Annotated in this window: 28 protein-coding genes; 20 read left to right on the top strand and 8 right to left on the bottom strand. The window is 69.9% G+C overall.

The genetic code is table 11. The features are described 5' to 3' along the window. Window positions 1-112: 112 nt before the first annotated feature. The 6 genes from AC4GYY_RS14285 (at window position 113) to AC4GYY_RS14260 (ending at window position 5,864) form a co-directional block, all read left to right on the top strand. Window positions 113-568, top strand: a complete 456-nt coding sequence (locus tag AC4GYY_RS14285) for a universal stress protein (RefSeq protein ID WP_491121524.1) — start codon at window positions 113-115, stop codon at window positions 566-568. 81 nt (window positions 569-649) lie between these two features. Further along, window positions 650-2,005: a methyl-accepting chemotaxis protein gene (locus AC4GYY_RS14280; RefSeq protein WP_491121523.1), complete on the top strand. Its 1,356-nt coding sequence runs from the start codon at window positions 650-652 to the stop codon at window positions 2,003-2,005. Between the two features lie 4 nt (window positions 2,006-2,009). Further along, on the top strand, window positions 2,010-3,380 hold the full coding sequence (locus AC4GYY_RS14275; RefSeq protein WP_491121522.1) for a methyl-accepting chemotaxis protein: 1,371 nt from the start codon (window positions 2,010-2,012) through the stop codon (window positions 3,378-3,380). Between the two features lie 27 nt (window positions 3,381-3,407). Continuing rightward, window positions 3,408-4,100 (top strand): SDR family NAD(P)-dependent oxidoreductase, encoded by a 693-nt coding sequence (locus AC4GYY_RS14270; protein ID WP_491121521.1) that lies wholly within the window; start codon window positions 3,408-3,410, stop codon window positions 4,098-4,100. Then, complete coding sequence (gene bla / locus AC4GYY_RS14265; protein ID WP_491121520.1) at window positions 4,090-4,938, top strand: subclass B3 metallo-beta-lactamase; 849 nt, start codon at window positions 4,090-4,092, stop codon at window positions 4,936-4,938. Before AC4GYY_RS14270 ends, bla begins: the two co-directional genes overlap by 11 nt. Then, a complete protein-coding gene (locus AC4GYY_RS14260; protein ID WP_491121519.1) occupies window positions 4,935-5,864 on the top strand; it encodes a 50S ribosomal protein L11 methyltransferase in 930 nt (309 codons plus the stop codon). Before bla ends, AC4GYY_RS14260 begins: the two co-directional genes overlap by 4 nt. On the opposite strand, the gene phhA is transcribed toward AC4GYY_RS14260, so the two are convergent. Then, window positions 5,861-6,739 (bottom strand): phenylalanine 4-monooxygenase, encoded by an 879-nt coding sequence (gene phhA, locus AC4GYY_RS14255; protein WP_491121518.1) that lies wholly within the window; start codon window positions 6,737-6,739, stop codon window positions 5,861-5,863. The genes AC4GYY_RS14260 and phhA overlap by 4 nt on opposite strands. Before the next feature lie 101 nt (window positions 6,740-6,840). Between phhA and AC4GYY_RS14250 the strand changes: the two genes are divergently transcribed. Both AC4GYY_RS14250 and AC4GYY_RS14245 read left to right on the top strand, forming a co-directional pair. Further along, entirely contained in the window at window positions 6,841-7,443 is a 603-nt protein-coding gene (locus AC4GYY_RS14250; protein WP_491121517.1) for a TIGR02117 family protein, read from the top strand. Window positions 7,444-7,527: 84 nt separating this feature from the next. Further along, the gene (locus AC4GYY_RS14245) at window positions 7,528-7,758 is read left to right on the top strand and encodes a KTSC domain-containing protein (RefSeq protein ID WP_491121516.1); all 231 of its coding nucleotides are present in this window, start codon (window positions 7,528-7,530) and stop codon (window positions 7,756-7,758) included. 1 nt (window position 7,759) lies between these two features. Here the strand turns inward: AC4GYY_RS14245 and AC4GYY_RS14240 are convergent, their stop codons facing one another. Continuing rightward, window positions 7,760-8,932 carry a BaiN/RdsA family NAD(P)/FAD-dependent oxidoreductase gene (locus AC4GYY_RS14240; protein WP_491121515.1) on the bottom strand — a complete coding sequence of 391 codons (1,173 nt, stop codon included), beginning with the start codon at window positions 8,930-8,932 and terminating at the stop codon, window positions 7,760-7,762. 452 nt (window positions 8,933-9,384) lie between these two features. Between AC4GYY_RS14240 and AC4GYY_RS14235 the strand changes: the two genes are divergently transcribed. Further along, complete coding sequence (locus AC4GYY_RS14235) at window positions 9,385-9,708, top strand: hypothetical protein (RefSeq protein WP_491121514.1); 324 nt, start codon at window positions 9,385-9,387, stop codon at window positions 9,706-9,708. An 82-nt stretch (window positions 9,709-9,790) separates the two neighbouring features. Here the strand turns inward: AC4GYY_RS14235 and AC4GYY_RS14230 are convergent, their stop codons facing one another. Beyond that, window positions 9,791-10,213 (bottom strand): hotdog fold thioesterase, encoded by a 423-nt coding sequence (locus AC4GYY_RS14230; RefSeq protein ID WP_491121513.1) that lies wholly within the window; start codon window positions 10,211-10,213, stop codon window positions 9,791-9,793. Further along, window positions 10,213-11,751 (bottom strand): proline--tRNA ligase, encoded by a 1,539-nt coding sequence (gene proS / locus AC4GYY_RS14225; protein WP_491121512.1) that lies wholly within the window; start codon window positions 11,749-11,751, stop codon window positions 10,213-10,215. The genes AC4GYY_RS14230 and proS overlap by 1 nt, the downstream gene beginning before the upstream one ends. A gap of 47 nt (window positions 11,752-11,798) precedes the next feature. Between proS and AC4GYY_RS14220 the strand changes: the two genes are divergently transcribed. Both AC4GYY_RS14220 and AC4GYY_RS14215 read left to right on the top strand, forming a co-directional pair. Further along, window positions 11,799-12,692 (top strand): DMT family transporter, encoded by an 894-nt coding sequence (locus tag AC4GYY_RS14220; protein WP_491121511.1) that lies wholly within the window; start codon window positions 11,799-11,801, stop codon window positions 12,690-12,692. 38 nt (window positions 12,693-12,730) lie between these two features. Then, window positions 12,731-14,461: a DUF885 domain-containing protein gene (locus AC4GYY_RS14215; RefSeq protein ID WP_491121510.1), complete on the top strand. Its 1,731-nt coding sequence runs from the start codon at window positions 12,731-12,733 to the stop codon at window positions 14,459-14,461. A 160-nt stretch (window positions 14,462-14,621) separates the two neighbouring features. Here the strand turns inward: AC4GYY_RS14215 and AC4GYY_RS14210 are convergent, their stop codons facing one another. The 3 genes from AC4GYY_RS14210 to AC4GYY_RS14200 form a co-directional block, all read right to left on the bottom strand. Next, window positions 14,622-15,410 (bottom strand): LysR family transcriptional regulator, encoded by a 789-nt coding sequence (locus AC4GYY_RS14210; protein WP_491121509.1) that lies wholly within the window; start codon window positions 15,408-15,410, stop codon window positions 14,622-14,624. Next, complete coding sequence (apaG, locus tag AC4GYY_RS14205) at window positions 15,407-15,805, bottom strand: Co2+/Mg2+ efflux protein ApaG (protein ID WP_491121508.1); 399 nt, start codon at window positions 15,803-15,805, stop codon at window positions 15,407-15,409. The genes AC4GYY_RS14210 and apaG overlap by 4 nt, the downstream gene beginning before the upstream one ends. A gap of 137 nt (window positions 15,806-15,942) precedes the next feature. Next, window positions 15,943-17,148: a trans-sulfuration enzyme family protein gene (locus tag AC4GYY_RS14200; RefSeq protein WP_491121506.1), complete on the bottom strand. Its 1,206-nt coding sequence runs from the start codon at window positions 17,146-17,148 to the stop codon at window positions 15,943-15,945. Window positions 17,149-17,323: 175 nt separating this feature from the next. Here AC4GYY_RS14200 and AC4GYY_RS14195 point away from each other — a divergent pair, with 175 nt between their 5' ends. The 6 genes from AC4GYY_RS14195 (at window position 17,324) to rplL (ending at window position 21,672) form a co-directional block, all read left to right on the top strand. After that, a complete protein-coding gene (locus tag AC4GYY_RS14195; protein ID WP_491121505.1) occupies window positions 17,324-18,562 on the top strand; it encodes a glycosyltransferase family 39 protein in 1,239 nt (412 codons plus the stop codon). Window positions 18,563-18,666: 104 nt separating this feature from the next. Next, window positions 18,667-19,836, top strand: coding sequence for an alpha-hydroxy-acid oxidizing protein (locus AC4GYY_RS14190; protein WP_491121503.1), 1,170 nt, complete (start codon window positions 18,667-18,669; stop codon window positions 19,834-19,836). Between the two features lie 52 nt (window positions 19,837-19,888). Next, complete coding sequence (locus AC4GYY_RS14185; protein WP_491121501.1) at window positions 19,889-20,080, top strand: type II toxin-antitoxin system VapB family antitoxin; 192 nt, start codon at window positions 19,889-19,891, stop codon at window positions 20,078-20,080. Further along, on the top strand, window positions 20,077-20,457 hold the full coding sequence (locus AC4GYY_RS14180; RefSeq protein ID WP_491121500.1) for a type II toxin-antitoxin system VapC family toxin: 381 nt from the start codon (window positions 20,077-20,079) through the stop codon (window positions 20,455-20,457). Before AC4GYY_RS14185 ends, AC4GYY_RS14180 begins: the two co-directional genes overlap by 4 nt. A gap of 266 nt (window positions 20,458-20,723) precedes the next feature. Next, entirely contained in the window at window positions 20,724-21,245 is a 522-nt protein-coding gene (gene rplJ, locus AC4GYY_RS14175; RefSeq protein WP_491121499.1) for a 50S ribosomal protein L10, read from the top strand. A gap of 49 nt (window positions 21,246-21,294) precedes the next feature. Beyond that, window positions 21,295-21,672: a 50S ribosomal protein L7/L12 gene (rplL, locus tag AC4GYY_RS14170; protein WP_491121497.1), complete on the top strand. Its 378-nt coding sequence runs from the start codon at window positions 21,295-21,297 to the stop codon at window positions 21,670-21,672. A gap of 180 nt (window positions 21,673-21,852) precedes the next feature. On the opposite strand, the gene AC4GYY_RS14165 is transcribed toward rplL, so the two are convergent. Beyond that, the gene (locus tag AC4GYY_RS14165) at window positions 21,853-23,064 is read right to left on the bottom strand and encodes a calcium-binding protein (protein ID WP_491121495.1); all 1,212 of its coding nucleotides are present in this window, start codon (window positions 23,062-23,064) and stop codon (window positions 21,853-21,855) included. A 107-nt stretch (window positions 23,065-23,171) separates the two neighbouring features. Here AC4GYY_RS14165 and purE point away from each other — a divergent pair, with 107 nt between their 5' ends. From purE to AC4GYY_RS14150, 3 genes are all read left to right on the top strand, one after another. Continuing rightward, on the top strand, window positions 23,172-23,648 hold the full coding sequence (gene purE / locus AC4GYY_RS14160; protein ID WP_491121493.1) for a 5-(carboxyamino)imidazole ribonucleotide mutase: 477 nt from the start codon (window positions 23,172-23,174) through the stop codon (window positions 23,646-23,648). A 71-nt stretch (window positions 23,649-23,719) separates the two neighbouring features. Continuing rightward, window positions 23,720-24,793 (top strand): 5-(carboxyamino)imidazole ribonucleotide synthase, encoded by a 1,074-nt coding sequence (locus AC4GYY_RS14155; protein ID WP_491121491.1) that lies wholly within the window; start codon window positions 23,720-23,722, stop codon window positions 24,791-24,793. Continuing rightward, window positions 24,790-25,617, top strand: a complete 828-nt coding sequence (locus AC4GYY_RS14150; RefSeq protein ID WP_491121489.1) for a diacylglycerol/lipid kinase family protein — start codon at window positions 24,790-24,792, stop codon at window positions 25,615-25,617. Before AC4GYY_RS14155 ends, AC4GYY_RS14150 begins: the two co-directional genes overlap by 4 nt. Window positions 25,618-25,644 lie beyond the last annotated feature (27 nt).

Genomic DNA, 25,644 nt, shown 5'->3' with positions numbered 1-25,644 from the left:
GGGCTCCTGGGGAGAGGCTCGCCCCTCTTGCCCCCGCGTCCACGCGGGTCAAGTCTGGGTCACGTCCGGCGGGGATTGCGCGTCCGCCCGCGCGCCGCCATGATTCCGGGTCATGCGCATCTATCTGACGGTCATCGACGAAAGTCCGGAGGCGAGCGTGGCGGTGCGCTTCGCCGCGCGGCGGGCGGTGAAGACGGGGGGCGCAGTCGAGATCCTCGCGCTCATCCCCCCGGCCGAGTTCATGGCGTTCGGCGGGGTGCAGGCGACGATCGAGGAGGAGGCGCGGCTCCATGCCGAAGGGCTGCTGGCGCGCGCGGCGGGGACCTTGATCGAGGAATCGGGGCTGCGCCCGGCGATCACCGTCCATCAGGGCGACGGCCCCAAGATCATCCGCGAGATGATCGCCGCCAATCCGCAGATCGCCGCGCTGGTGCTGGGCGCGGCGGCGAGCGGCGCGCCGGGGCCGCTGGTCAGCCACTTCGCCGGAGCCGACGCGGGCGCGCTGCCGGTGCCCGTGATGATCATTCCCGGCAGTCTCGACCGCGCCGCCATCGACCGGTTGAGCTAGGCCCCGCGCGGAGTTCCTTACTCCCTCTTAACCACCGCCGCCTACGCTTCCGGACGCAAACCTGCCGACGGAGCGACGCGCTTGATCACCGACCTTCCCGCCCCCGGATCGATCGCAGGCCAGATCGACATCCGATCGCGCCTGAAGGCCTTCGACTTCGACGGCTCGCTCGCCGCCGCCAGCCGCGAGATCTGGGACGTGATCGAGCCCGAGGTCACGTCGATCTCGGAGGCTTATTGGCAGCAGTGGCTCACCTGCTTCGCCGACCAGCGCAGCTGGGCCCCGGCGGAGACCGTGCGGATGGTCGAGGTCGGCACCGTGTTCCTGCGCCACCGTTTCCTCGACACCGCGGGCCGGACCTGGATCGAATCGATCGAGCGTTCGGTGGCCGCCGCCTATGCCGGCGACGTCAGCAAGACCGCGCTGCTGTCGATGATCAGCGCCAGCGACCGCGCAGCGCTGACCGTGCTGCTCGCGCGGCTTGGCTGTGAAGACCCGCGGCTGCCGACGATGATCGACACGCTGATGCGGCTGTCGGCGCTGGAGGGCGAGATCACGGTCGCGATCTACGCCGCCTATGTCGAGCATACCGCTCGCCAGGCGCGCGATCGGCTGATCCGCGACTTCCACGAAGGCATTTCGGCGACCGTCGAGGAAGCGACCCAGGACGGCGGTGCGCTGCGCGTCCAGGCGACCGGCGCGTCGGCGTCGGCGCGGGGGATGATCGGCAAGACCAGCGAGGTTGCCGCCGCCGCCGAACAGTCGGCCGTCGCGATGCGCGAGGCCGCGACCACCGCCGCCGGGCTGATCCGCGCGATCGAGGACGCGCGCTCCGAGGTGGAGGTGGCGGGCGAGATCGCCCGGCGCGCCAGCGGCCAGGCGGGCGCCGCCTCGTCGATGTCGGAGGCGCTCAGCGATCACGCCAAGTCGATCGAATCAATCCTGGGTCTGATCCGCGACATCGCGGGGCAGACCAACCTGCTGGCGCTGAACGCGACGATCGAGGCGGCGCGCGCGGGCGACGCGGGCCGCGGCTTCGCGGTGGTCGCCCAAGAAGTGAAGAGCCTCGCCAACCAGACCGCGCGCGCGACCGACGACATCGCCGCCAAGATCGCGGCGATCCAGTCGGCGACGCGCGGGACGGTCGACGCCAACGCCTCGATCACCGCGACCGTGGCCGAGGTCCAGGCCTCCGCCGAACGCATCCGCCACGCGATGGAGGCGCAGGCGCAGACCGTCACCGCGATCACCGCCGCAGTCGACGAGACCGCGCTCGCCGCCGATTCGATGTCGAACACGATCGCGATGATCCGCGAGGATACCGAGGCGGTCGCGAGCGAGATCGACCGCGTGGGCGCGGGCTTCGGCTCGCTCGACGGCCGGCTTTGCGGGCTGAAGGAGCGCGCGAGCGCGTTCGTGGCGCGGGCCGCGGCGTGACGCGATGACCGCCGCGCAGGACCCCATGCCCGGCGCCTGGGGCGGCGCGGCCGCCGACGCGGCGGTGCTGGTGCGCGAATATGATTGGGACGGGGCGCTCGGCCCCGCGCTCGCCGACATCTGCGGCCTCGTCGACGATGGGGACTGGCGCGCGATCGCGGTCGCCTTCTGGCGGCACTATCTGGCGCATCCCGCGATGGCGGCGGCGCGACCGGCGCTCGTCGGCGAGCGACTGGAGCAGCGGATCGCCCGGTCGACCGAATACGTCCGGCGGATTTACTCCGATCCGTTCGGCGACGCTTGGCGGCGGATGGCGGTTCAACACGCGGAGGAGGCGCACGCCGGCAGCATCGCGCTGCCGATCCTGCTGAGCGCGCTCGCCTTCGCGCACAGCTTCGCGATCCTCCGCCTGGAGCCGCGGATCGCGGGGGAGAGCGCGCGGGTGGCGCGCTTCGCCGATTCGATTCAGCGGATGGCCCTCGCCGAGGCGCAGGTGATGAGCAGCCATCTCGCGCGGATGGACGCGACGATCGCCGCGACCGAGCGGAGCGCACGGGGACAGGCGTTCCGCGAGCGGATCGTCGGGGCGATCGACGGCGCCGCGGCACTCGGCGAAGAGATCCGCGCCCAGGCCTCGGACGGCAACGTCGCGGCGCGGAGCGTGCTGTCGCAGGCGAGCGAGGTCGCGACCGCGTCCGCACAATCCGCGGCGGCGATGCGCGACGCGGCGACCACAGCGGGCGGGCTGATCCGCGCGATCGACGCGGTTCGCCGCGACGTCGACGAGGCGGCCCGCGTCGCCGCCGACGCCGCGCAACAGTCCGAAACCGCGCTCGGCGTGTCGGAGGCGCTCAGCGATCACGCCAAGTCGATCGAATCGATCCTGGGCCTGATCCGCGACATCGCGGGTCAGACCAACCTGCTGGCGCTGAACGCGACGATCGAGGCGGCGCGCGCGGGCGACGCGGGCCGCGGCTTCGCGGTGGTGGCGCAGGAGGTGAAGAGCCTCGCCAACCAGACCGCGCGCGCGACCGACGACATCGCCGCCAAGATCGCCGCCATCCAGGCCGCGACCGGGCGATCGCTCGCCGCCAACACGGCGATCCGCGCGATCGTCGGCGAGGTCGAGATCGCCGCCGGGCGCATCCGCAGCGCGACCGGCGCCCAGGCGACCACCGTCACCGCGATCACCGCCGCGATCGACGAGACGGCGATGACCGCGCATTCGATGTCGTCGACGATCGCCGGGGTCCTGCACCAGGCGAGCGAAGTCGCGGGCAATTTCACGCGGCTCGACCGCGGCTTCGCGGCGGTCGACGATGAGCTGACGGCGCTGAAGGCGGCGGCCGAGGAGTATGCGCGCGGCGTGGCGTAGGTGTCGCGAGGCCGCTAAGGCTCGCTCATGAACATCCTTCTCACGGGTTCGTCGCGGGGCATCGGCGCGGCGTCGCTTGAGGCGCTCGAAGCGGCGGGCGGGCATGTCGCAGGGCACGGCACCGCCAGCGGCATCCCCGCCGACTTCGCGGACCCCGGCGCGCCCGCCGCGCTCTGGACCGCCGCGCTCGAGCGGCTCGGCGAGATCGACGTGCTAGTCAACAACGCCGGCGTGTTCGAAGCCAATCCGATCGACGCTGACGACCACGAGTGGCTCGCCGCCTGGGAGCGGACGATGCGGGTCAATCTCACCGCCTCGGCGCAGCTGTGCCGGCTGGCGGTGAAGCATTGGCAAGAGCGCGGGGCTGGTGGGCGGATCGTCAACGTCGCCAGCCGCGCCGCCTATCGCGGCGACAGCCCGGCGCATTGGCACTACGCCGCGTCCAAGGCCGGGATGGTGGCGATGACCAAGACGATCGCACGGGGCTATGCGCGCGAGGGCATCCTGGCGTTCGCGATCTGCCCCGGCTTCACGATGACCGGGATGGCCGAGGACTATCTGGCGAGCCGTGGGGGCGACAGGCTCCTCGCGGACATCCCGCTGGGCCGCGTCGCCTCGCCGGAGGAGATCGCCGAGATGGTCCGCTGGTGCGCGCTCGACGCGCCGCCCTCGATGACCGGGGCGGTGCTCGACGCCAACGGGGCGAGCTATGTCCGCTAGCCTGCTGCTGCTCGCCGCCGCGCCCTCGCTCTTTGGCGACCTGGCGAACGCCTGCAAGGGACGCGACGGCTGGGCGGATCCGGCCCCGCCCGCGCGGATCGCGGAAGGGGTGTACGACGTCGGCACCTGCGGGATCACCGTCGTGCTGGTGACGACGGCCGCGGGCCTTGTGCTGATCGACGCGGGGCCGGTGGAGGCCGCGCCGCTGGCCGCCGCCAACGTCGCGCGCCTCGGCTACGAACTCGCCGACGTGCGCTATATCCTCAGCGGCCACGAGCATCTCGACCATGCGGGCGGGTTCGCGGAACTGGAACGACGGACCGGTGCGACCCTGATCGTCCGCGACGCCGCCCGCGCGTCGATCGAGAGCGGGACCGTCGATCCGAGCGATCCGCAATGGTCCTCGCTCACGTCCTTCGCGCCGGCGAGGGTCGGCTGGACCGTCCCCGACGGCGGCCGGGTGAAGCTCGGCGGCGTGACCTTCACCGCGATCGCCACTCCCGGCCATTCGCCCGGTGCGACGAGCTGGACGTGGAGGTCGTGCGACGCGGCGGCGGCATGCCGGACGATCGTCTATGCCGACAGCCTGAGCGCGGTCTCGGCTTCCGGCTACCGCTTCCGCGACCATCCCGACGAGGTGGCGACGCTGCGCCGGTCGATCGCCCGCGTCCGCGCGCTCAAGTGCGACCTGTTGATCACCCCGCATCCCGGCGCGAGCGACCTTTTCGCCCGGCTCTCGGGCGCCGCGCCGCTCGCCGACGCCGCCGGTTGCCGACGCTACGCCGACGCCGCTGATGCCGCGCTCGACGCGCGCCTCGCCAAGGAAGCGCGGCGGTGAGCTGGAAGACCAGCCTTGCCTGCACCCGCGCCGAGGCGGAGGCGATCGACGCCGCGAGCGATCTCGCGATCGACGCCGTGCTGATGACGACCGAGGAGGTCGACGGCGACGCGGCGCGCTGGCGGCTCGACGCCTATACGGACACGGCGCCCGGCCCGGACACGCTGGCCGCCATCCGCGCGCTTGCCCCTAGCGCGGCGGGAACCGCGCCAAAGGTGGTCGAGCTGGCCGACGCCGACTGGATCGCCATGAGCCAGGATGGGCTGGAGCCGATCTGCGAAGGGCGGTTCGTGGTCCACACCTCGGCGCATCCGGTCGAGGCGCCGCCCGGCGGGCGCGCGTTCCTGATCGAGGCGGGCCGCGCCTTCGGGACCGGACACCATGCGACCACCAGCGGGTGCCTGGCGATGCTCGACGCGATGGCGCAAGAGCGGTTCGCGAACGTCATCGACTTCGGCACCGGCACCGGGCTGCTCGCCCTCGCCGCACGGGTGCTGTGGCCCGAGGCGCGCGTGATTGGAACCGACATCGATCCGATCGCGGTCGAGGTCGCCGAGGAGAATGCGGCGGCGAACGGGATCGCGGGGGTCGCCTGGCTCGTCGCCGATGGCGCGCGGTCGGCGCAGATCGAAGCGGGTGCGCCCTACGACCTGCTGATCGCCAATATCCTGGCCGGCCCGCTGTCGGCCATGGCGCCGGAGATCGCCGCGCTCGCCGCGCCGGGGGCGACGATCGTGCTCTCGGGCCTGCTGGCGACGCAGGCCGACGCGGTGATCGCCGCCTGGGCGGAGTGCGGGTGCCGATTCGCCGCGCGGGACGATCGGGGCGACTGGAGCATCCTGCGCCTCACCGCGGGCGCGGAGCGATTCGTGCCGAGTGCCCCGCCCGACCCTGCCGGACGCGACGGTTGGGCGCTGGACCTCTAGCCCGCCTTCGCCCTCGCATAGTCCTGCGTGCCTTCGGTCAGCACTTCGTCTTCGGACAGCAGCGTCGGGACGGGCAGGTCGGGAAGTGCGTGCAGTTCCTCGTAGAGCGGCGCGAAGTCGGTCTCGATCGTCAGGCGGAGCAGTTCGTCGAAGCTGGGGATGACGAAGTAATTCTGCTGGAAATCGTCGATCCGGTATTCGGTCCGCATCACCCGCTTGAGATCGAACGCGATCCGGTGCGGCGAGGGGTCGTCGAGCGCGAACTTGCTCTCGGCGAAGCTCGACACGATGCCCGAGCCGTAGATGCGCAAGCCTTCCGGCTCGGCGATCAGCCCGAACTCGACCGTGTACCAGTAGAGCCGACCCAGATATCTGAGCGCGTCATGCTCCATCGCGCGCAGCCCGCCCCGGCCATAGGCTTCGAGATAATCGGCGAACACCGGATCGGCGAGCATCGGCACGTGGCCGAAGACGTCGTGAAAGACGTCGGGCTCCTGCAGGTAGTCGAGCTGGTCGGGGCGACGGATGAAATTGCCCGCGACGAAGCGGCGGTTGGCCATGTGATCGAAGAACACGTCGTCGGGCACCAGCCCCGGCACCGCCACGACCTGCCAGCCGGTCAGCTTCATCAGCCGTTCCGAAAGTTCCTCGAAATCGGGGATGCCGGGCTTGGAGAGCTTGAGCACGTCGAGCCCGCGCAGATAGGCGTTCGACGCGCGGCCGGGGAGCAGCTTCGCCTGACGCGCGAACAGCGTGTCCCAGGTGGCATGCTCCTGCGGACCATAATGCGACCAATCCTGGGGCACGGTCCAGTCGGGACGGACGCCGTCCGGCATCGGGGCGGGCGGAGTCGGGGAGTGCGCTGGATCGACCATGGCGGTAGCATAACGGCGATGACGGGACTTGGTAACACGTGAAATCAGTTCGGCGCGCCGGGCGCATGATCGGCCGGGCGTCGGCCGCGATCCTCGCACCCTTGCTGCTGTATCTTCTCGCCGGGACGATCGCGGGGGCGATCGCGACCAACCGCGCATGGACCCCGCCCGCGGACGGCGTGACCGTGTGGGTCGAGACCAATGGCGTCCATACTGGGATCGTCGTCCCCAAGCTCGCCGCCGAAGTCGACTGGCGGCCGCTGCTCCGCGCCGAGGATCTGCGCGATCCCCGCTACGCCCGTTACGGCTATGCCGCGATCGGCTGGGGCGAGCGCAGCTTCTACCTCGAGACCCCGACCTGGGCGGACGTGCGGCCGATGGTCGTACTCGGCGCGGCGCTCGGGAGCCGCCGGACGCTAATGCACGTCGAGCATGTACCGCGACCGCGCGAGGACGCCGACGTGCGTCGCCTCGTGCTGCGGCGCGACGAATACCGGCGGCTCGCGGCCTTCCTGCGCGCCGGCTTCGCCTCCCGCGCGGCGCACCTGCCGGGCTATGCCGGGTACGACGTCTTCTACGAGGCGCGCGGCCGCTATTCCGCGATACGGACGTGCAACGCCTGGACGGGAGAGGCGCTGCGGTCCGCAGGCGTGCGAGTGGGGTGGTGGACGCCGTTCCCGTGGAGCGTGATGCGCTGGTTCTAGCGGCACGACTCGCCTGGCCGCGATTTCGATTCGCCTGGCCGCACCGCTCGGAACAGGCGATTCGTCGCCGCTTTGCAGCAGCTTATGCGAGCCAAGCGTCTTCAGAGTTCGATGATCGAGCGGATCGTGTTCGACGACGATGCGGAAACGCTCGCGGTCTCGTTCCGCAACTCGCGGCGGTATCTGTACCACGGCGTCCCGCGCGCGATCTATGAGGCGTTTGGCAAGGCGCAATCGGCAGGACTCTTCTTCAACGAATGCGTGAAGGGGCATTTCCGCTGCGAGCCGATCGGGCGGCGATATCGGCCCGGGTAGCTCACAGCGCTTGCCCTGCCGCCCAGCCGCTCGCCCAGGCCCATTGGAAGTTGTAGCCGCCGAGCCAGCCGGTGACGTCGACCGCCTCGCCGATCGCGTGGAGGCCGGGAACGCGCCTTGCTTCCATCGTCTTCTGCGCCAGCTCGGCGGTCGAGATGCCGCCCGCGGTCACCTCCGCCTTGGCGAACCCCTCGCTGCCATTGGGCGCGAACGCCCAGTCGGCGAGCGCCCGCTCGGCCGCCTCGAGCGCGCGGTCGGGCTGATCGGCGAGGTTGCCGGAGAGCGCCAGCCGCGCGGCGAGCGTCTCCGCCAGGCGATCGGGCAGCACGCCACCGAGCGCGCGGCGTAAGGTCGTTTTGGGCGTCGCGCGCTTCGCCTCGCGCAGCCAGCCGGCGCCATGATCGGGGAGGAAGTCGATCCGCACCTCGCCGCCGCCCCGCCAGTAGGACGAGGCCTGGAGAATCGCCGGACCCGAGAGCCCGCGGTGGGTGAACAACGCCGCCTCGCGGAACGCAGGGCCATCTCCGGCGCGCGCCGCGACCGGCGCGGCGACGCCGGAAAGCTCGCGGAACAGCACCGCCTCACCGCCGAGCGTCAGCGGCACCAGCGCCGGGCGCGGCTCGACCACCTTGAGGCCGAACCGCCGCGCGAGATCGTAGGCGAAGCCGGTCGCGCCGAGCTTGGGGATCGAGGGCCCGCCGGTCGCGATCACCAGCGCGGACGCGGTCACCTCACGCGCGCCGATGCGGATGCGGAACATGCCGTCGGCATGGTCGATCTCACCGACGGGCGCGCCGAACGCCGCCTCCACCCCGCCCTTCACGCATTCCGCCATCAGCATCGCGACAATCTGCCGCGCCGAGCCGTCGCAGAAGAGTTGCCCCAGCGTCTTCTCGTGCCACGCGATCCCATACGCCTCGATCAGCGCGAGGAAGCCGGCGGGCGTGTACCCTGCGAGCGCCGAGCGGGCGAAGTGCGGGTTGGCGGAGACGAAGCGATCGGGCGCGGTCTCCGTGTTGGTGAAGTTGCACCGCCCTCCGCCCGAGATCACGATCTTCGCGCCGGGCTCGCGGTTATGGTCGACGAGCAGCACCCGCCGCCCGCGCTGCCCGGCGACGGCGGCGCACATCAGCCCGGCGGCTCCTGCGCCGAGGATGATCGCGTCGTGAGTCACTCCGCTCGTCCCGCGCGCAGTCGAGGGACCGGGCGTGCGGGACCCGTCACGGTGTCTCGACGTCGCTCGACACGAACGGGGAGGGTTCGATCCTCGAGCGCGGGGGCGACAGGTTGAGGCAGTTGAGGTATGAACGCAGGTCTCGGGCCGAATGCGACGGGTTCGCGCCCGTTCGGCGACCGGGACGCGACACCGAAGCGACACCGGCGCAACAGGGACGCGACACCGGCGCGACGCTCGCGCGATGGCGATCGAAGGCTCGTGTGCGCGCGGGAGTTCATGCAGGTCGCTCGTCGTAGCTTGGGGCGCATGCCGAGGACGGAACCACGGAATCCCCAACATTGCCAGCCATGGACGACGGGGATCGCGGAGGGACGACCGTGGGGTGTGTATGACTGAGTCTGGGGGAGAGCGGACATTGCGCCGGGCGCGTTCACCGATAGGCTGCCGCGATGGATCAAGACGAACTTCGCCGCTGCATGGAGCGCATCCTGACGGTTGAGGAGCAAAAGCCTACCAACTGGTCGGAGGTGGATCGTCTTACAAGCGAACTTATGCCGCGCCTTCATCTCGACGCCACTCCCGAGATCGTGAGCCACTACCTTGATGACGCTGATGTTCGCGCGCGCGATGAGGCGTATGCGGAGCATCAACGTCGGGAGCTTCGCCGCTTCATTGAAACAGGCGCATTCGACGACGGGAAGCCGATCTCCCGCTGGGGATGTCCGCTCGTGCTTCTCACACTCGCAGGCATCGCCTTGTGGATGGTGCTGTAGGCAGCCGGTCCGCTATTGGGCGTTTCCAGTCCGTCGGATTTTCGCCCGGCCAGTCACCTTCGGCCGCATGTGGGCCTCCGCCTTACCCCCTATCGATCACGGCCGCGGTCATCCGCGACAGGCAGATCAGCTTGCCTGCATCGTCCTCGACCCGGATCGTCCAGACCTGGGTGGTGCGGCCGAGCGTCTCCGCCCTGGCGGTCGCGTGGACGTGGCCCGACAGCGCGGGGCGGACGTGATTGGCGTTGATCTCCAGCCCCACCGTTACCTTGTCCGCAGGCACCGCCATGCTCCCCGCGACCGAGGCGACGGTCTCGGCGAGCGCGACCGACGCGCCGCCGTGGAGCCGCCCGAACGGCTGATGCGTCCGGGCGTCGACCGGCATCGACGCGCGCAGCCAGTCGTCGCCGACTTCGGTGAAGACGATCCCGAGCAACCCCGGCAAGACGCCGTCGCCGAGCTTCGTCAGCGCCTCGAGGGTGAAGTCCTGTTTCCAGATCGACATCAGTAGGACCGTCCGATCAACACGCGCTCGACCGCAGGGGCGCCGGTGAAGATGCAGGGGCCGCCGGGGTGCCCGGTCTGGCCCTGCGGAGCGTTGCGGATGGTGAGTTTGAGCGCCTTCAAGCGCTCGACCACCGCGTCGAGTTCGGTGCCGGTGGGCTTGGCCCAGGGGACGTCGACCCAGCCGGGGTTGGCGATTCCTTCGGCGAAGGCCGCCTGGACGCCCGCCCAATCCTCGACCGGCGCGATGTTGGCGCGCAGCCGCGCGTGGGCCTCGTCGAACAGCGCCTGCTGGATCGCGGCGAGCGTCGCCGCGACCTTGCCGACGAAGGAGTCCTTGGCGACAACCGCGCTGTCGAGCTTGCCGTCCTCGCGATACAGCCGGTCGCGGCGGATCACCGAAACGTTGCCGCCGGCGACGTCGCGCCCGCCGACCTCGATCACCATCGGCGCGCCCTTCTTGACCCAGCCCCAGCGCTTGGTCGTGGCCTTGGCGGGCTTCAAGTCGAGCAGCGCGCGGACCGGCTCGCCGAGCGCAACCTGTGCGGTGAGTTCGGCCTGGAGCGCCTTGCAATAGTCGACGATCGCGGCGTCCTCGGGCGCGTCGCGGAGCATCGGCACGATCACCACCTGCCACGGCGCGACGCGGGGCGGCACACGCAAACCGTCGTCGTCGCCGTGGACCATGATCAGCCCGCCGATCATCCGGGTCGAGACGCCCCAGCTGGTCGTGTTCGCCAGCTCCAGCTCGCCGCCCGCGTTCTGAAAGCGGATGTTCTGCGCGGAGGCGAAGTTGGTGCCGAGGAAGTGCGAGGTGCCAGCCTGGAGCGCCTTGCCGTCCTGCATCATCGCCTCGATCGACCAGGTCTCGACCGCGCCGGGGAAACGCTCGTTCTCGGGCTTCTCGCCCGCGACGACGGGGAGCGCGACGCAATCCTCGGCAAACTCGCGGTAGACGCCGAGCATCTTCAGCGTCTCCTCGCGCGCCTCGGCGGCGCTGGCGTGGGCGGTGTGGCCTTCCTGCCAGAGGAACTCGGCGGTGCGCAGGAACATGCGGGTGCGCATCTCCCAGCGGACGACGTTGGCCCATTGGTTGATGAGGACGGGCAGGTCGCGCCACGACTGGACCCAGCGCGCGAAGGCGGCGCCGATCACCGTCTCGGAGGTCGGGCGGACGACGAGCGGCTCCTCCAGCTTCGCCTCGGGATCGGGGACGAGGCCGCCCTTGCCGTCGGCGATCAGCCGGTGGTGGGTGACGACCGCCATCTCCTTGGCGAAGCCCTCGACGTGCTCGGCCTCCTTCTCGAAATAGGAGAGCGGGATGAAGAGCGGGAAATAGCAATTCTCGTGGCCGGTCGCCTTGATCCGGTCGTCGAGGAGGCGCTGCATCCGTTCCCAGATGCCGTAGCCCCAGGGGCGGATCACCATGCAGCCGCGGACGCCGGATTCCTCGGCGAGATCCGCCTCGGCGATGACGACCTGATACCATTCGGCGAAATTCTGTTCGCGGGTGACGGAGAGCGCGTGCTTGATGGCCATGGCGGGCGGATAGCGCGTGCCGCCCGCGCCCGCTAGGCGTCCGCGCGATGCCCTCCGTCCTTCCCGCCATCGGCCTGCGCCTGACCTCCGTGGCGCTGTTCGCGGGGATGAACGTGCTTATCAAGCTGGCCGAGGCGCGGGGCGCGGCGCTGGCCGAGATCCTGTTCTTCCGCCAGTTCGGCGCGGCGCTGCTCGTCGGCGCGGTGGTGGCGGGCGGGCCGGGGATCGCGAGCCTGCGCACCGCGCGGATCGGCGCGCATGTGCTGCGCACCACGATCGGGCTGGTGGCGATGACACTGACCTTCACCACGCTGCTGCTGCTCCCGCTCGCCGAGGCGACGACGGTCGGCTTCTCGATGCCGATCTTCGCGACGATCCTGGGCGCGCTGATCCTCCATGAACCGACGGGGTGGAAGCGCTGGGCGGCGGTGCTGGCGGGGTTCGCGGGGATCGTGATCGTGACGCAGCCTGGGTCCGGGCACATCCCGGTGCTGGGCGTGCTGACGGGGTTGGGGGCGGCGTTCTGTACCGCCAGCGTCTCGATCCTGCTGCGGACGATCGGGAGGACCGAAGCGGCGCTGACGACGGTGTTCTGGTTCTCCGCGCTCTCGCTGCTGCCGCTCGGGATCGCCTATGCGACCGCCGCGCAGGGGCACGATCCGATCACCTGGGCGGTGCTGCTCGGAGTCGGGCTGGTGGGCGGGGTCGGGCAGATGGCGATGACCGCGTCGCTCGCGCGCGGGGCGGTGAGCCTCGTCGTGCCGATGGACTATACCGCGCTGCTGTGGGCGACCCTGCTCGGCTGGCTGGTGTTCGACCGGCTGCCGACCTCCTCGACCTGGGCGGGCGCGCCGTTGATCGTCGCCTCCGGCCTCTACATCGTCTGGCGCGAGCATCGGCGACAGGTGCAGGACACCGAGGGGGCGATCCCGCAGGAGTGACGCTGGACGGCGCGGGGACGTTGGGCCACCGTTGCGCCATGCGTTATTTGCTCCTCGTGCCGGCGCTGATCGCCGCTGCCCCCGCCCCCACCGCCGACGCGGCGTTCGACCGGATCTGGCAAGCGGAATGGGCGTGGCGCGCGACGGAGAAGATCGCCGACCAGGCTCCCGACGAGACCGCCGAGCACCTGCCCGACGTCTCCGCGGCGGCGCAGGTGCGGCGGACGGTCTATTGGCGGGGTGTCCTCAAGCAGCTCGACGGGATCGACCAGACGAAGCTCTCGCCCGACAAGCGCGTCGACTATCAGGTCTATCGCCAGCAGATCGCGTCGACGCTGGAGGATCAGGATTTCAAGGAGTGGCAGAAGCCGGTCAACGGCGACAGCGCCTTCTGGTCCGACATGCAGTACGCCGCGCAGGGCGATTTCGTCCACGGCGAGGCGGACTATCGCAAGTATTTGACCTGGCTTTCGGAGCTGCCGCGGTTCCTCGAACAGGAGACCGACAATCTGAAGCTCGGCCTCGCCCGCGGGTTCACCCCGCCGGCGGTGGTGATGACGGGGCGCGACAAGGCGGTGGCGACGATCGCCGAGGCGACCGATCCGACCAAGACGGCCTATTACGAGCCGTTCACCAAGCTGCCGAACACGATCGCCCCCGCCACGCGGGCGGCGCTACAGGAGCAGGCGCGGAAGGTCATCGCCGAGGGCGTGATCCCCGCGCACCAGCGGCTGCTGACCTTCCTGCGCCAGAGCTACTTTCCCGGCCTCACGAAATCGCTGGCCGCCACCGATTACCCCGATGGCGCGGCCTATTACCGCTCGCGCATCCGCACCTACACGACGCTCGACATGACCCCCGACGCGATCCACGCGCTCGGGCTGGCCGAGGTCGCCAAGATCCGCGCCGAGATGCAGGGGGTGATGAAGGACGCCAAGTTCGCCGGCGACCTCCCCGCCTTCCTCCATTTCCTGCGCACCGACCCGCAGTTCCAGCCCAAGACCGCCGACGAGCTGCTCAAGGAAGCGGCGTGGGAGGCCAAGCGGTTCGACGGAATGGCATCGAAGTGGTTCGGCCGCCTGCCCCGCCAGCGTTTCGCGATCGTGCCCGTTCCGCCGGAGATCGCGCCATACTACACAGCCGGCCGCGGCGGGCCGGGGACGTATCTGGTCAACACCTACGATCTGAAGTCGCGCTCGCTGCCGCAGCTCCCCGCGCTGACGCTGCACGAGAGCGCGCCGGGCCACGCCTTCCAGATCCCGCTCGCCGCCGAGAACACCGCGCTGCCGCCGTTCCGGCGCAACGCCTATATTTCGGCCTATGGCGAAGGCTGGGCGCTCTATTGCGAGCGGCTGGGGGACGAAATGGGCTTCTACCGGACGCCCTACGAGCGGTTCGGGATGCTCTCCTACCAGATGTGGCGCGCGGCGCGGCTGGTGGTCGACACCGGCATCCATGCGAAAGGCTGGACGCGCGAGCAGGCGCAGCGCTTCCTCCACGACAATACCGCCCTGTCGGATCACGAGATCGAGACCGAGGTGGATCGCTACATTGGCTGGCCGGGGCAGGCCTTGTCCTATTACCTCGGCGAGATGACGATCCAGCGCGCGCGGGCGAAGGCGGAGGCCGCGCTCGGTTCGAAGTTCGACATCCGGGCGTTCCACGACACGGTCCTGTCGCTGGGGAGCGTGCCGATGCCGGTGCTGGAGGCGCGGATCGATCGGTTCATCGCCGAGGGTGGCGTGGGGCCGTATGCGGCGGAGCCGTAAGGAATGCCGCTCACCTCACTCCGTTCGTCCTGAGTCGCCGCTGAGCGAATGCGAAGTGGCGTATCGAAGGACCGTGGCGCAGGCTGTCCTTCGATACGAGCCTTCGCTCCGCTCAGTCGCTACTCAGGACGAACGGAGGTTGGGGACACCGTTATGGCACCTACCCTCCCAACGCCTCGACCAGCCGCTGCACCTTCGCCTGTCGCCACTGCGGCAACGGGGCGACGAGCCAGTAGCCGCGACGCGACGGGCGCGGTTCGCCGAGCGCCACCAAACGCCCCGCCGCGAGATCGCGCTCGGCCAGCAGGTGCGGAACGGTCGCCCGGCCCAGCCCCTGCGCGGCCGCGTCGATCGCCAGCCCGGCATCGCCGACCCGCACGCCGGGGCGTTCGTGGTCAGGGCAACCGGGCCAGGCGATCGCCAGCTCCGAGCCGCCGCCGGGCGCCGCGACCGTGACCATGCCCGCGGACTCGATCGACTCGCCCTCGTGCCCATCGGTCCCCTCGCCCCAGCGGATCGCGAGGTCGAGATTGGCTTCGGTGAAATCGGGCGGCTCGTCGGCGGCGACGAGGGCGAAGCGCAACTCGGGCTCGCGGCGCGCGATCTCGGCGAGGCGCGGCATCAGCCATTTTTCGGTCAGGTCGCGCGGCGCGGCGATGGTCAGCGATTTGGACGATTGCCCGGCCTGCATCGCCCGCACCGCCTCCTCGAACTGAAGGAAGCCGTCTCGCAAGGGTGCGAGCCCCGCCTCGCCCTCCGGTGTCAGCTCCAGCCCGCGGGTGGTGCGGCGGAACAGGACGACGCCCAGCGTATCCTCGAGCGCGCGGACCTGCTGACCGACCGCGGCGGGGGTGACGGCGAGTTCGTCGGCGGCACGGGTGAACGACAGATGCCGGGCCGCGGCGTCGAGGACGCGCAGGCCGTTGAGGGGCAGGTGCGTGCGCTTCAAGCGCCCACCGCCGGCGCAAACAGCTGGAAGCGGGGGATGGCGACGTCGAAGGTCCGCCCGTCGTCGCCGATCATCCGGTAGCTGCCCTGCATCGCCCCGGTGGGCGTCGCGAGCGGGCAGCCGGAGACGTAGTCGTAGCTCGCGCCCGGCGCGATCATCGGCTTCTCGCCGACGACGCCTTCGCCCTCCACCGAATGCCGCGCGCCGCGGCCGTCGGTGATGACCCAGTGGCGGGTGAGCAGCTGGACGCCGCGATTCGATTCGTTCTCGATCCGGATATGATACGCCCAGAACCATCGGCCGCGCTGCGGCTCCGATTGTTCGGGCAGGTAGGACACCGAGACGCGGACGACGATACCGTCGGTGGTGACAGCATGAGGGAAGAGTTGCTTCATTCAATCCTCCCCGTTCACGGGGAGGTGGCAGCCGAAGGCTGACGGAGGGGGTCCTCCACCAGCGGGTCGCGTGCGGAGAGCCCCCTCCGGCGCTGCGCGCCACCTCCCCTGAAGCGGGGAGGATTGCCCGACTGCCCTCACAACCCGGCCTTCGTGAGCGCCTGGTCGAGATCGGCGATGAGGTCCACGGGGTCCTCCAGCCCGACGTTCAGCCGCAGCAACCCCTCGGTCACGCCCATTTCCAGACGTTTGTCCTCGGCGACCGAGGCGTGCGTCGTGGACGCAGGATGGGTCATCAGCGAGCGGGCGTCGCCGATGTTGTTCGAGATGTCGATCATCTCGAGCGCGTCGAGCAGGGCGTGGGCCTGGGCGCGCCCCTCGACCTCGAAGGCGAAGATCGGGCCGGTCGCCTCCATCTGCCGCATCGCCAGCTCGTGCTGAGGATGGCTCGGCAAGCCGGGGTGGAGGATGCGCGGCACGCGGCCCTCGACGAAGCGGCCGACGTCGACCGCATTCTCGGACTGGCGGCGGATGCGCAGGTCCAGCGTCTCCAGCCCCTTCAAGACCACCCAGGCGTTGAACGCCGAGAGTGTCGGCCCGGTGTTGCGGGTGAAGGGCAGCAAGGTGTTCTCGACGAACTCCTTCGTCCCGCACACCGCGCCCGCGAGGACGCGGCCCTGCCCGTCCATCATTTTGGTCGCCGAATAGGCGGTGACGTCCGCGCCATACTCCATCGGGCGTTGCAGGACGGGAGTGGCGAAGGCGTTGTCGACGACGCTCGTGATGCCGTGCTCGCGCGCGATCCCGCACACCGAGGCGAGATCGACCACGTCCATCGTCGGATTGGCCGGCGTCTCGAAGAAGAAGACCTTGGTCTCGGGCCGGATCGCGTCGACGAACGCCTGCGGATCGCGCGCGTCGACCGTGGTGGTGGCGATCCCGAACTTCGGCAGCAGGGTGTCGACCAGCCAGCGGCACGAGCCGAACGCCGCGCGGCCGGCGACCACATGGTCGCCGGTCTGGAGCTGGCACAGCAGCACCGCGGTCATCGCCGCCATGCCGGTCGCCATCGTCCGGCACGCCTCCGCCCCCTCCATCAGCGCGATGCGGTGTTCGAGCATCTCGACCGTCGGGTTCTGGAGCCGCGAATAGGTCATCCCCGCCTGCTCGCCCGCGAACCGCGCCGCGGCGTCGCCCGCGCAGTCGTAGGAATAGCCCGAGGTGAGGAACAGCGCCTCCGAGGTCTCGCCCCATTCGGAGCGCGCGGTGCCGCCGCGGATCGCCTTGGTCGCGGGGCGCCAGGTGTCGGTGATGCTGCGGTCTTGTCCGGTACGGCGCTTCATGCCGCGCGCTTTGCAGCGGACGGAAGGGCGGAGCAAGGCTTTGCCTGTGCCCGTCATGCCGGACTTGATCCGCCCTCCAACGTGACCCAAGGTCGGACGTTCGAGGCTTGGGCTGATTGGACCCCGGCTCAACAAGTCCTGAGCGCCTGAGGTGCAGGCAGTCGAAGGGGCCGGGGTGACAATAGTGGGTTTATCTGACTGGAAGCGCCCTCTCCCCGTCGCGTTCCTGATCGGTCTCGCCGCGGAGGCGCTGTTCCTCATCCGGCTCTCCGTCCCGCACAAGCCGGTGTTCGACGAGACCCACTATCTCCCCGCCGCGCGCACCCTGCTCGCGCTCGCGCATCCGGCGAACGTCGAACATCCCCTGCTCAGCAAGGCGCTGATCGCCGCGGGTATCGCGCTGTTCGGCGACAATCCCTTCGGCTGGCGGGTGATGTCGACGCTCGCCGGGACGGCGGTGGTGGTGGGGATCTTCGCGATCCTGCAACTGCTGTACGGGCGGGTCCGGACGAGCGCCTTGGGGGCCGTGCTGACGCTGCTGAGCTTCACCGTGTACGTCCAGGCGCGGATCGCGATGCTCGACGGCTTCATGGCCGCGTTCGTCGTCGGCGGCGGTGCCTTGTGGCTGTGGGCGATGCGCCGCGGCGGCTGGAGGCGATGGCTGGGCGCGGCGGTATGTCTCGGCCTTGCGGTCGGGTGCAAGTGGACCGCGCTTCCCTATGCCGGGCTCGCAGGGCTGGTGTTCCTCATCCTCAAGCGCGAGCGAGGCGCGCATTTTCCCGGCATCCCGACCGTCGCCGGTGCCGCCGCGTTCGGGGCGGTGGCGGCGATCTCCTATTTCGCGACCTTCACCCCTGCGTTCCTCTACGCCGACGATCCGCTCACACCGGCCACGCTGCTGCCGTTCCAGGTGGAGATGTTCCGCCGTCAGACGCAGGTGTTGCCCCCGCATACCTACCAGTCCGCCTGGTTCACCTGGCCCTTCGACATCCGGCCGATCTGGTACCTCTACGAGCGGGCCGACGGGGCGCAGCGCGGCATCCTGCTGCTCGGCAATCCGGCGGTGATGTGGGGCGGGCTGGTCGCGGTCGTCGCCTGCGGCTGGGCGTGGGTCGAGGACGGCGACCGGCGACCGCTGGGGCTGGCGCTGCTCTGGGTGTTCTCGCTCGCGATCTGGGCGGCGATCCCCAAGTCGCTCGGCTTCTTCTATTATTACTACCTGTCGAGCATCTGGCTGTGCCTGGCGATTCCCGCCGCCTTTCACCACTGGCGCGCTCGGGCGCGTTACGGCGATCTGGTCTTCGTCGCGGTCGCGGTCGCGCTGTTCCTCCACTTCTTCCCGATCCTGTCCGCACAGGCCCTTCCCTCGCCCGACGCCTTCCACCGGTGGACCTGGTTCGACAGCTGGGTGTAACGGCCAAGCCCAAGCTGCCGTTCGCCCCGAGCGAAGTCGAGGGACGCGCAACAAGCGAAGCCTCGACTGCGCTCGGCACGAACGGGAAGGATTAGGAGAGAGCGATGCCCCATTTCGGCGACCTGCAGAATGCGATCTACGGCGCGGGGCTCCAGGGCGTCGTCCCGAAATGGCCGGTCGATTTCGCCACGCTGGAAGCCCGCGCCAGCGCCGCGATGCCGCCGCACGTCCTCACCTACGTCCAGGGCGGCTGCGGGGACGAGTTCACCCAGCGCCAGAATGCCGACGCCTTTCGGCATTGGGGCATGGTGCCGCGGATGATGGTGGGGACCACCAAGCGCGACCTGTCGACGACGCTGTTCGGCAAGCCCCTCGCCTCACCGCTGTTCATGGCCCCGATCGGCGTGACGGGGATCGTGACGCAGGACGAGCACGGCGACCTTGCCGCCGCCCGCGCCTCGGCGATGACGGGGGTGCCGCTCACCGCCTCGACGCTGTCGAACGATCCGCTCGAGGATGTGAAGGCGGCGTGCGGCGACACCCCCGCCTTCTTCCAGCTCTACACCCCGCGCGACACCGAGCTGGCCGAGAGCCTGGTCCGCCGAGCCGAGGCCGCGGGCTATGACGCGCTGGTCGTGACGCTCGACACCTGGGTCACCGGCTGGAGGCCGCGCGACCTCAACCCGTCGAACTTCCCGCAGCTGCGCGGCCACGTCCTCCGGAATTACTTCGTCGACCCCCGCTTCCGGGCGATGCTCGACAAGCCGCCCGAGGAGGATCTGCGCGCCGCGATCACCACCTGGAGCGCGAACTTCGCGCGGGCGATGACCTGGGACGACCTCGCCTGGCTGAAGCGCGTCACCAAGATGCCGATCGCGCTCAAAGGCATCTGCCATCCCGATGACGCCCGCCGCGCGATGGACGAGGGAGCGGACGCGATCTACGTCTCGAACCACGGCGGGCGGCAGGCGAACTGCGGGATCGCGGCGATCGACATGCTGCCGGCGGTCGCCGAGGCGGTCGCGGGCCGCACGCCGGTGCTGTTCGACTCCGGCATCCGCTCCGGCACCGACGTCATCAAGGCGGTCGCGCTCGGCGCGGATGCGGTCGGCGTCGGCCGCCCGTATGCCTATGGCCTCGCGCTCGGCGGCCACGAGGGGTGTGCGCACGTGCTGAGATGCATCCAGGCGGAGGCGGACCTGTTGATGGCGGTGAACGGCTGGCCGACGCTCGCCGCAGTGCGCGAGGCGGGAGCAATGCGGACGGATCGGTAAGGCACCGCAAATCGCACCAATTGATGCTATATGAGGTGTAAGGAGATGAACCATGCGGACGACCATCACACTTGACGACGACTTGATCGAGAAGGCCACGGTCGCCACCGGCATCACCGAGCGCACCGCATTGTTGCGTGAGGGATTGAAGGCGTTGATCGAACGCGAGGCGATCGAGCAGCTCATCGCCCTCGGCGGCACCATGCCCGATGCGGTCGCCGCGCCACGCCGCCACGTTCCGTGAACGAGCCGGTTCTTGCGGACAGCTCGATCTGGATCGCGAGCTTCCGCGCTCCCCTGCCACTGCTCGGCGCGATCGCAAGGAGCGGACGGCTACGGATGCACCCCTTCATCCGCGCCGAGCTGGCGCTGGGCAGCCTGCCTAAACGTCAGGTGACACTTGCCAACTTGGACGGTCTGCGAACCGTCAGGCTGGCTTCGCACGAATCCGTCCTCGCGATGATCGAAGACCGACAGCTTCACGGGCGCGGGATCGGCTACGTCGATGCGCATCTCGTCGCTGCATGCTTGATCACGCCCGGCGCGAAGTTGTGGACCACCGACAAGGCGTTGTGGGCGGTGGCCCACGACATTGGCATCGCCGCGCAGCTCACGAATTGACTTCCCCGCGCCACCCGCTATGAGCCTGCGCGCGTTCGCATAGGCTTCGGTCGAGGCGGACTCTCGTCCGAGACAGCGGGTGGTCGGGTTTCCGGCCTTAATCTCCCGCCGAGGCGGGGACAGGATTTCACGCCGGCTGCGGTTCGTCCGTTGTCGGCTCGCCGTTCGTTGGCACCCTTCCCCATCGCTGGACTTTGCCGTTGCGGGTCACCGTGGCGGTTCGTAACCGAGGACGGCGTTCGCGCCGTGCTCAGATGGAGAATGGCATGGATCGAGCTCAAAAGGCCGCGGCCGTCGCCGAGCTCAAGCAGACCTTTTCCGAGGTCGGCGTCGTCGTCGTCACCCGCAATCTCGGGATGACGGTGGCGCAGTCGACGCAGCTTCGGAACCGGATGCGTGAGGCGGGGGCGACCTACAAGGTCTCCAAGAACAAGCTTGCCAGGATCGCGCTCGACGGCACCGACTATCTTTCGCTGGGCGACATGCTCACCGGGCCGGTCGGTCTCGCCAGCTCGACCGACCCCGTCGCCGCGGCGAAGGTGGCGGTCGAGTTCGCCAAGACGAACGACAAGTTCGAGATCGTCGGCGGCGCGATGGGCGCGACCGCGCTCGACGAGGCAGGCGTGCAGGCGCTGGCGACGATGCCGTCGCTGGACGAGCTGCGCGCCAAGATCGTCGGCCTCATCGTGGCGCCCGCCACGAAGCTCGCCACGATCGCGCAGGCCCCTGCGGCGCAGCTCGCGCGCGTGCTGTCGGCCTTTGCCGAGAAGGACAAGGAAGCCGCCTGAGGCGCTTCCTGCTTGAAGACTCACAACCGAACGAACGAAGGAACATCACATGGCAGACCTGAACGCGCTGGTTGACCAGCTGTCCGAGCTCACCGTCCTCCAGGCGGCCGAGCTCTCGAAGATGCTCGAGGAGAAGTGGGGCGTCTCGGCTGCCGCCGCGGTTGCGGCGCCTGCCGCCGGCGGTGGTGCGGCTCCGGCCGCCGCGGTCGAGGAGCAGACCGAGTTCGACGTCATCCTCACCGGCGACGGCGGCAAGAAGATCAACGTCATCAAGGAGGTCCGCGCGATCACCGCGCTCGGCCTGACCGAGGCGAAGTCGCTGGTCGAGTCGGCTCCCAAGGCCGTCAAGGAAGGCGTGTCGAAGGACGAGGCCGCCAAGATCAAGGCGCAGCTCGAGGCCGCCGGCGCGACCGTCGAGGTCAAGTAAGCCAGCCGCAGTTCACGAGACGAGCCACGCTGGCTCGCCCGTGAGCAAGGCCGGCCGGCGGCGCTCCGCGCCGTCCGACGTCATGGGATTCACTCCCATGACGGCCGCTTGAAAGAAGGGGCGGGTCCGCGAGGGCCCGTCCCCTTTTTCTTTGGTGAACGGTGAGGGAACCGCCTCCCCTTACGCCAGCACCATTCCATGCCCGAGTGCCATCAGCGCTCCATGATCCGCATCGAAGAATGCCGGCATCTTCGCATCGAACACGAACGCCGCCGCGTCGACCGCATCGGCGGTGACGCCCGCCAGGAACACCTGCGCGCCGCCCTTCCACGTCAGCGAGCTGCCGCCCTCGCCATCGGCAATGGTAATGTCGGCGAACGAGCGCACGCCGCGCACGTCGATCTCGATCAGGTCGCCCGCGGTGAAGTCGAGGATCGTGTCGCCGCCGCTGCCCTTGGCGAAGAAGAAGGTGTCGCCTGCGCCGCCGCCGGTCAGCGTGTCGCCGCCCAGCCCGCCGGTCAGCAGATCGGCCAGCTTGCCGCCCACCAGCACGTCGTCGAAGCTCGAGCCGGTCAGCCCCTCGATCGCGGTGAACACGTCGCCCGCCGCGTCGCCGGTCCCGACGTTGGCGTTGTCGGCGAGGCTTGCGTGGACCCCCGCCGCGGCGTCGCGATAGGAAGCGACGTCGGTGCCGTCGCCGCCGACCAGCTTGTCCGCCCCCGCGCCGCCGTCGAGCGTGTCGTCGCCGGTCCCGCCGGTCAGCGTATCGGCGCCGCCCTGGCCGTAGAGCCAGTCGTTCCCCGCCCCGGTCGTCAGCGCGTTGGCCGCACCGCCGCCGATCAGCAGGATGTCGCCGGCATGCGGCGTCGCATTGTAGCTGCCGTTGGTCGTCACCGCGCCCGCGATCTTCTCACCTTCCGTATAGGCGAAGTCCTGGTGCAGGATCTGCCCGGAATTGTCGTAGGCGATGTACGACAGCTGCTTCTCATAGCCGAGCTGGACGTAGATCTTGTTCACGAAGCGGACGTTGTCGCCCATGTAATCGGTCGAGGAGTAATTGTCGGTGTAACCGGCGATCGCGTGGCCCAGTTCGTGGACGATCGCGGTCGTCGGGGTGTCGGGTACGGCGTTGCCGCGCGGATCGATGTAGAGTGCCTGGTCGAGGAAGTTGAGATCGATGTAGAGCTGCCCGTTGCGCAGCCCCGCGCCGAAATCGCCGGGCGAATAGTTGACGGTGATCTTCTTGCCCGCATCGACCCAGCCGTCATATTCGTCGCGCGCGATCGCGGAGCCGTTGTAGCTTTCGACGATCACGCCCCGGATGATGTCGGCGTCGGCCGCCGAAAAGGCGCTGTCGATCACCAGCGCCTTGAGAACGGACTTCAGGCTCATGCGATTCCCCCTTCGCGATCAAGTTCCCCGCGAGGAGGATCGCAGGCTCGCGCGGGGGAGTCCAGCGCCGGGTTGCCCCGTCCCTCTCCGAACGCTACCCGTCGCCGATGACGCATGTCGGCATCATCATGGGCTCGACCTCCGACTGGGAGACGATGCGCCATGCCGCGGAGACGCTGGCGGCGCTCGACGTCCCGCACGAGACCCGCGTCGTTTCCGCGCACCGTACTCCGCGACGGCTGTACGACTATGCGTCCGCGGCGGCCGATCGGGGGCTCAAGGTCCTGATCGCGGGCGCCGGCGGCGCGGCGCATCTGCCGGGCATGGCGGCGGCGATGACCCATCTGCCGGTGCTCGGCGTGCCCGTCGAGAGCCATGCCCTGAAGGGCATGGATAGCCTGCTCTCGATCGTCCAGATGCCGGGCGGGATCCCGGTCGGCACGCTGGCGATCGGCAAGGCGGGCGCGATCAACGCCGGGCTGCTGGCCGCGGCGATCCTGGCGCTGTCGGACGCGGCGTTGGGCGAGCGGCTGAAGGCGTGGCGAGAGGCGCAAACGGAGGCGGTGGCGGAGACGCCGGAGTGATTTCCTTGCCTCCCTGCAAAAGGAGGCAAGAGTAACACGGGCCGGCGGGCTCCATACGGACAGGTCTTAGGATGAGCAGCTTTCCCCTCCCACCCGGCTCGACCATCGGCATCCTCGGCGGCGGGCAGCTCGGGCGGATGATCGCGGTCGCCGCGGCGCAGCTCGGCTATCGCACCCACGTCCTCGCCCCCGACCGCGAGAGCGTCGCCGCGCATACCGCGAGCGCGCTGACCCGCGCCGATTACGGCAACCGCATCGTCCTCGCCGATTTCGCGCGCAGCTGCGACGTCGTCACCTACGAGTTCGAGAACATCGCCGCCGGCCCGGTCGCATGGCTGGCCGAGCGCGTGCCCGTCCATCCTTCGCCCGCGAGCCTCGCCGCGTCGCAGGACCGCATCGCCGAGAAGCGCTTCGTCGAGCAGGTCGGCGGCACCCCGGCGCGCTGGGCGGCGGTGAACAGCCGCGAGGAGCTGGACGCGGCGCTCGCAAGGGTCGGCACCCCAGCGGTGCTGAAGACCACCCGCATGGGGTACGATGGCAAGGGCCAGATGCGGATCTGCGCGCCCGACGAGGCCGATGCGGCGTGGGAGGCGATCGGCGGACCGTCCGTGCTCGAGGCGTTCGTCGCCTTCACGCACGAATTCTCGATCATCCTCGTCCGCGGACATGACGGGCAGATGGTCAGCTACCCGCCGCCGTGGAACGAGCACCACGACGCGATCCTCGCGCGTTCGACCCTCCCCGCGCCCGCCGAGGTCGCGGTCCATTGGGGTCCCGCCGCGGCGCTGACCGGGCGGATCGCCGAGGCGCTGGACCATGTCGGCATCCTGACCTGCGAGTTCTTCGCCACTCCCGACGGGCCGATCCTCAACGAGATGGCGCCGCGGGTCCATAATTCCGGCCATTGGACGATCGAGGGCGCGATCACCTCGCAGTTCGAGAATCACGTCCGCGCGATCTGCGGCCTCCCGCTCGGCGACACCGCATTGACGGCGCGCCACGTCGAGATGGAGAACCTCATCGGCGACGCCTGGGAGCGCTGGCCCGAGTTGCTCGCGGAGCCCGACGCGCACCTTCATCTCTACGGCAAGCGCGAGGCCAGGCCCGGGCGCAAGATGGGGCATGTAACGCGGCTGAGGCGATGAAGCGCCTTTGGTTCGTCAGCAACGTCCGATCGGGCACCGCCACGCAGGAAAAGTGCGAAGCGATCGAGGCCGTGGTCGCCGAGCGCGGCCTGACGCTCGCCGGGCGGACGCGCTTTCCGGATGATCCGTTGCCCGATGCTGCCGCGCTCGACGCGGCGGGGGCCGATACGGTGATGCTGTTCGCCGGCGACGGGACGATCAACGCGGCGCTGTGCATGCTCGCCAGCTGGGGCGGCGCGATCCTGATCCTGCCCGGCGGAACGATGAACCTGCTGGCGAAGCGGCTCCACCCCTCGCTTGATCCCCGCGAGATCGTCGCCGCGGCGCATGCCGACGATCGGCGCGTGGCGCTCCCCTATGTCGAGGCAGGCGAGCACCGCGCGTTCGTGGCGATGATCGTCGGCCCCGCCACCGCCTGGGTCCATGCCCGCGAGGCGGCGCGCGAGCGGCGGCTCTCGCGCGCGGTCCGAGCGACCGCGCTCGCCTGGCGGCGCAGTTTCGGCCGCGGCGTGCGGCTCGACGGCGCACCGCGGCTCCGCGGTCGCTACCAGGCGGTCATCGTCAGCCCCGACGCAAGCGGGCTCGCGGTCGCGGGGATCGACGCGCGGGACTGGCGCGCGCTCGCCGATCTCGGCTGGAGCTGGATCACCGGCGAGTGGATGGCGGCGCGCGCCGTCGACACCATGCACGTCCGCGAGTTGCGGGTGCCGGCGACCGCGCCGGTCCGGTGCCTGTGCGACGGCGAGCCGGTGACGCTGGCGGCGGGCACGCGGATCGCCGCCGGATCGACGCGCTGCGCGTTCCTGACGACGAACGCCGCCTGATCCCCCGCGCGCTTGGCACTCCCCGCC

The sequence above is a fragment of the Sphingomonas sp. SP6 genome (assembly GCF_058313435.1).
Note: the sequence above shows the minus strand (reverse complement) of the source record. Positions and strands in the feature narration are given on the sequence as shown.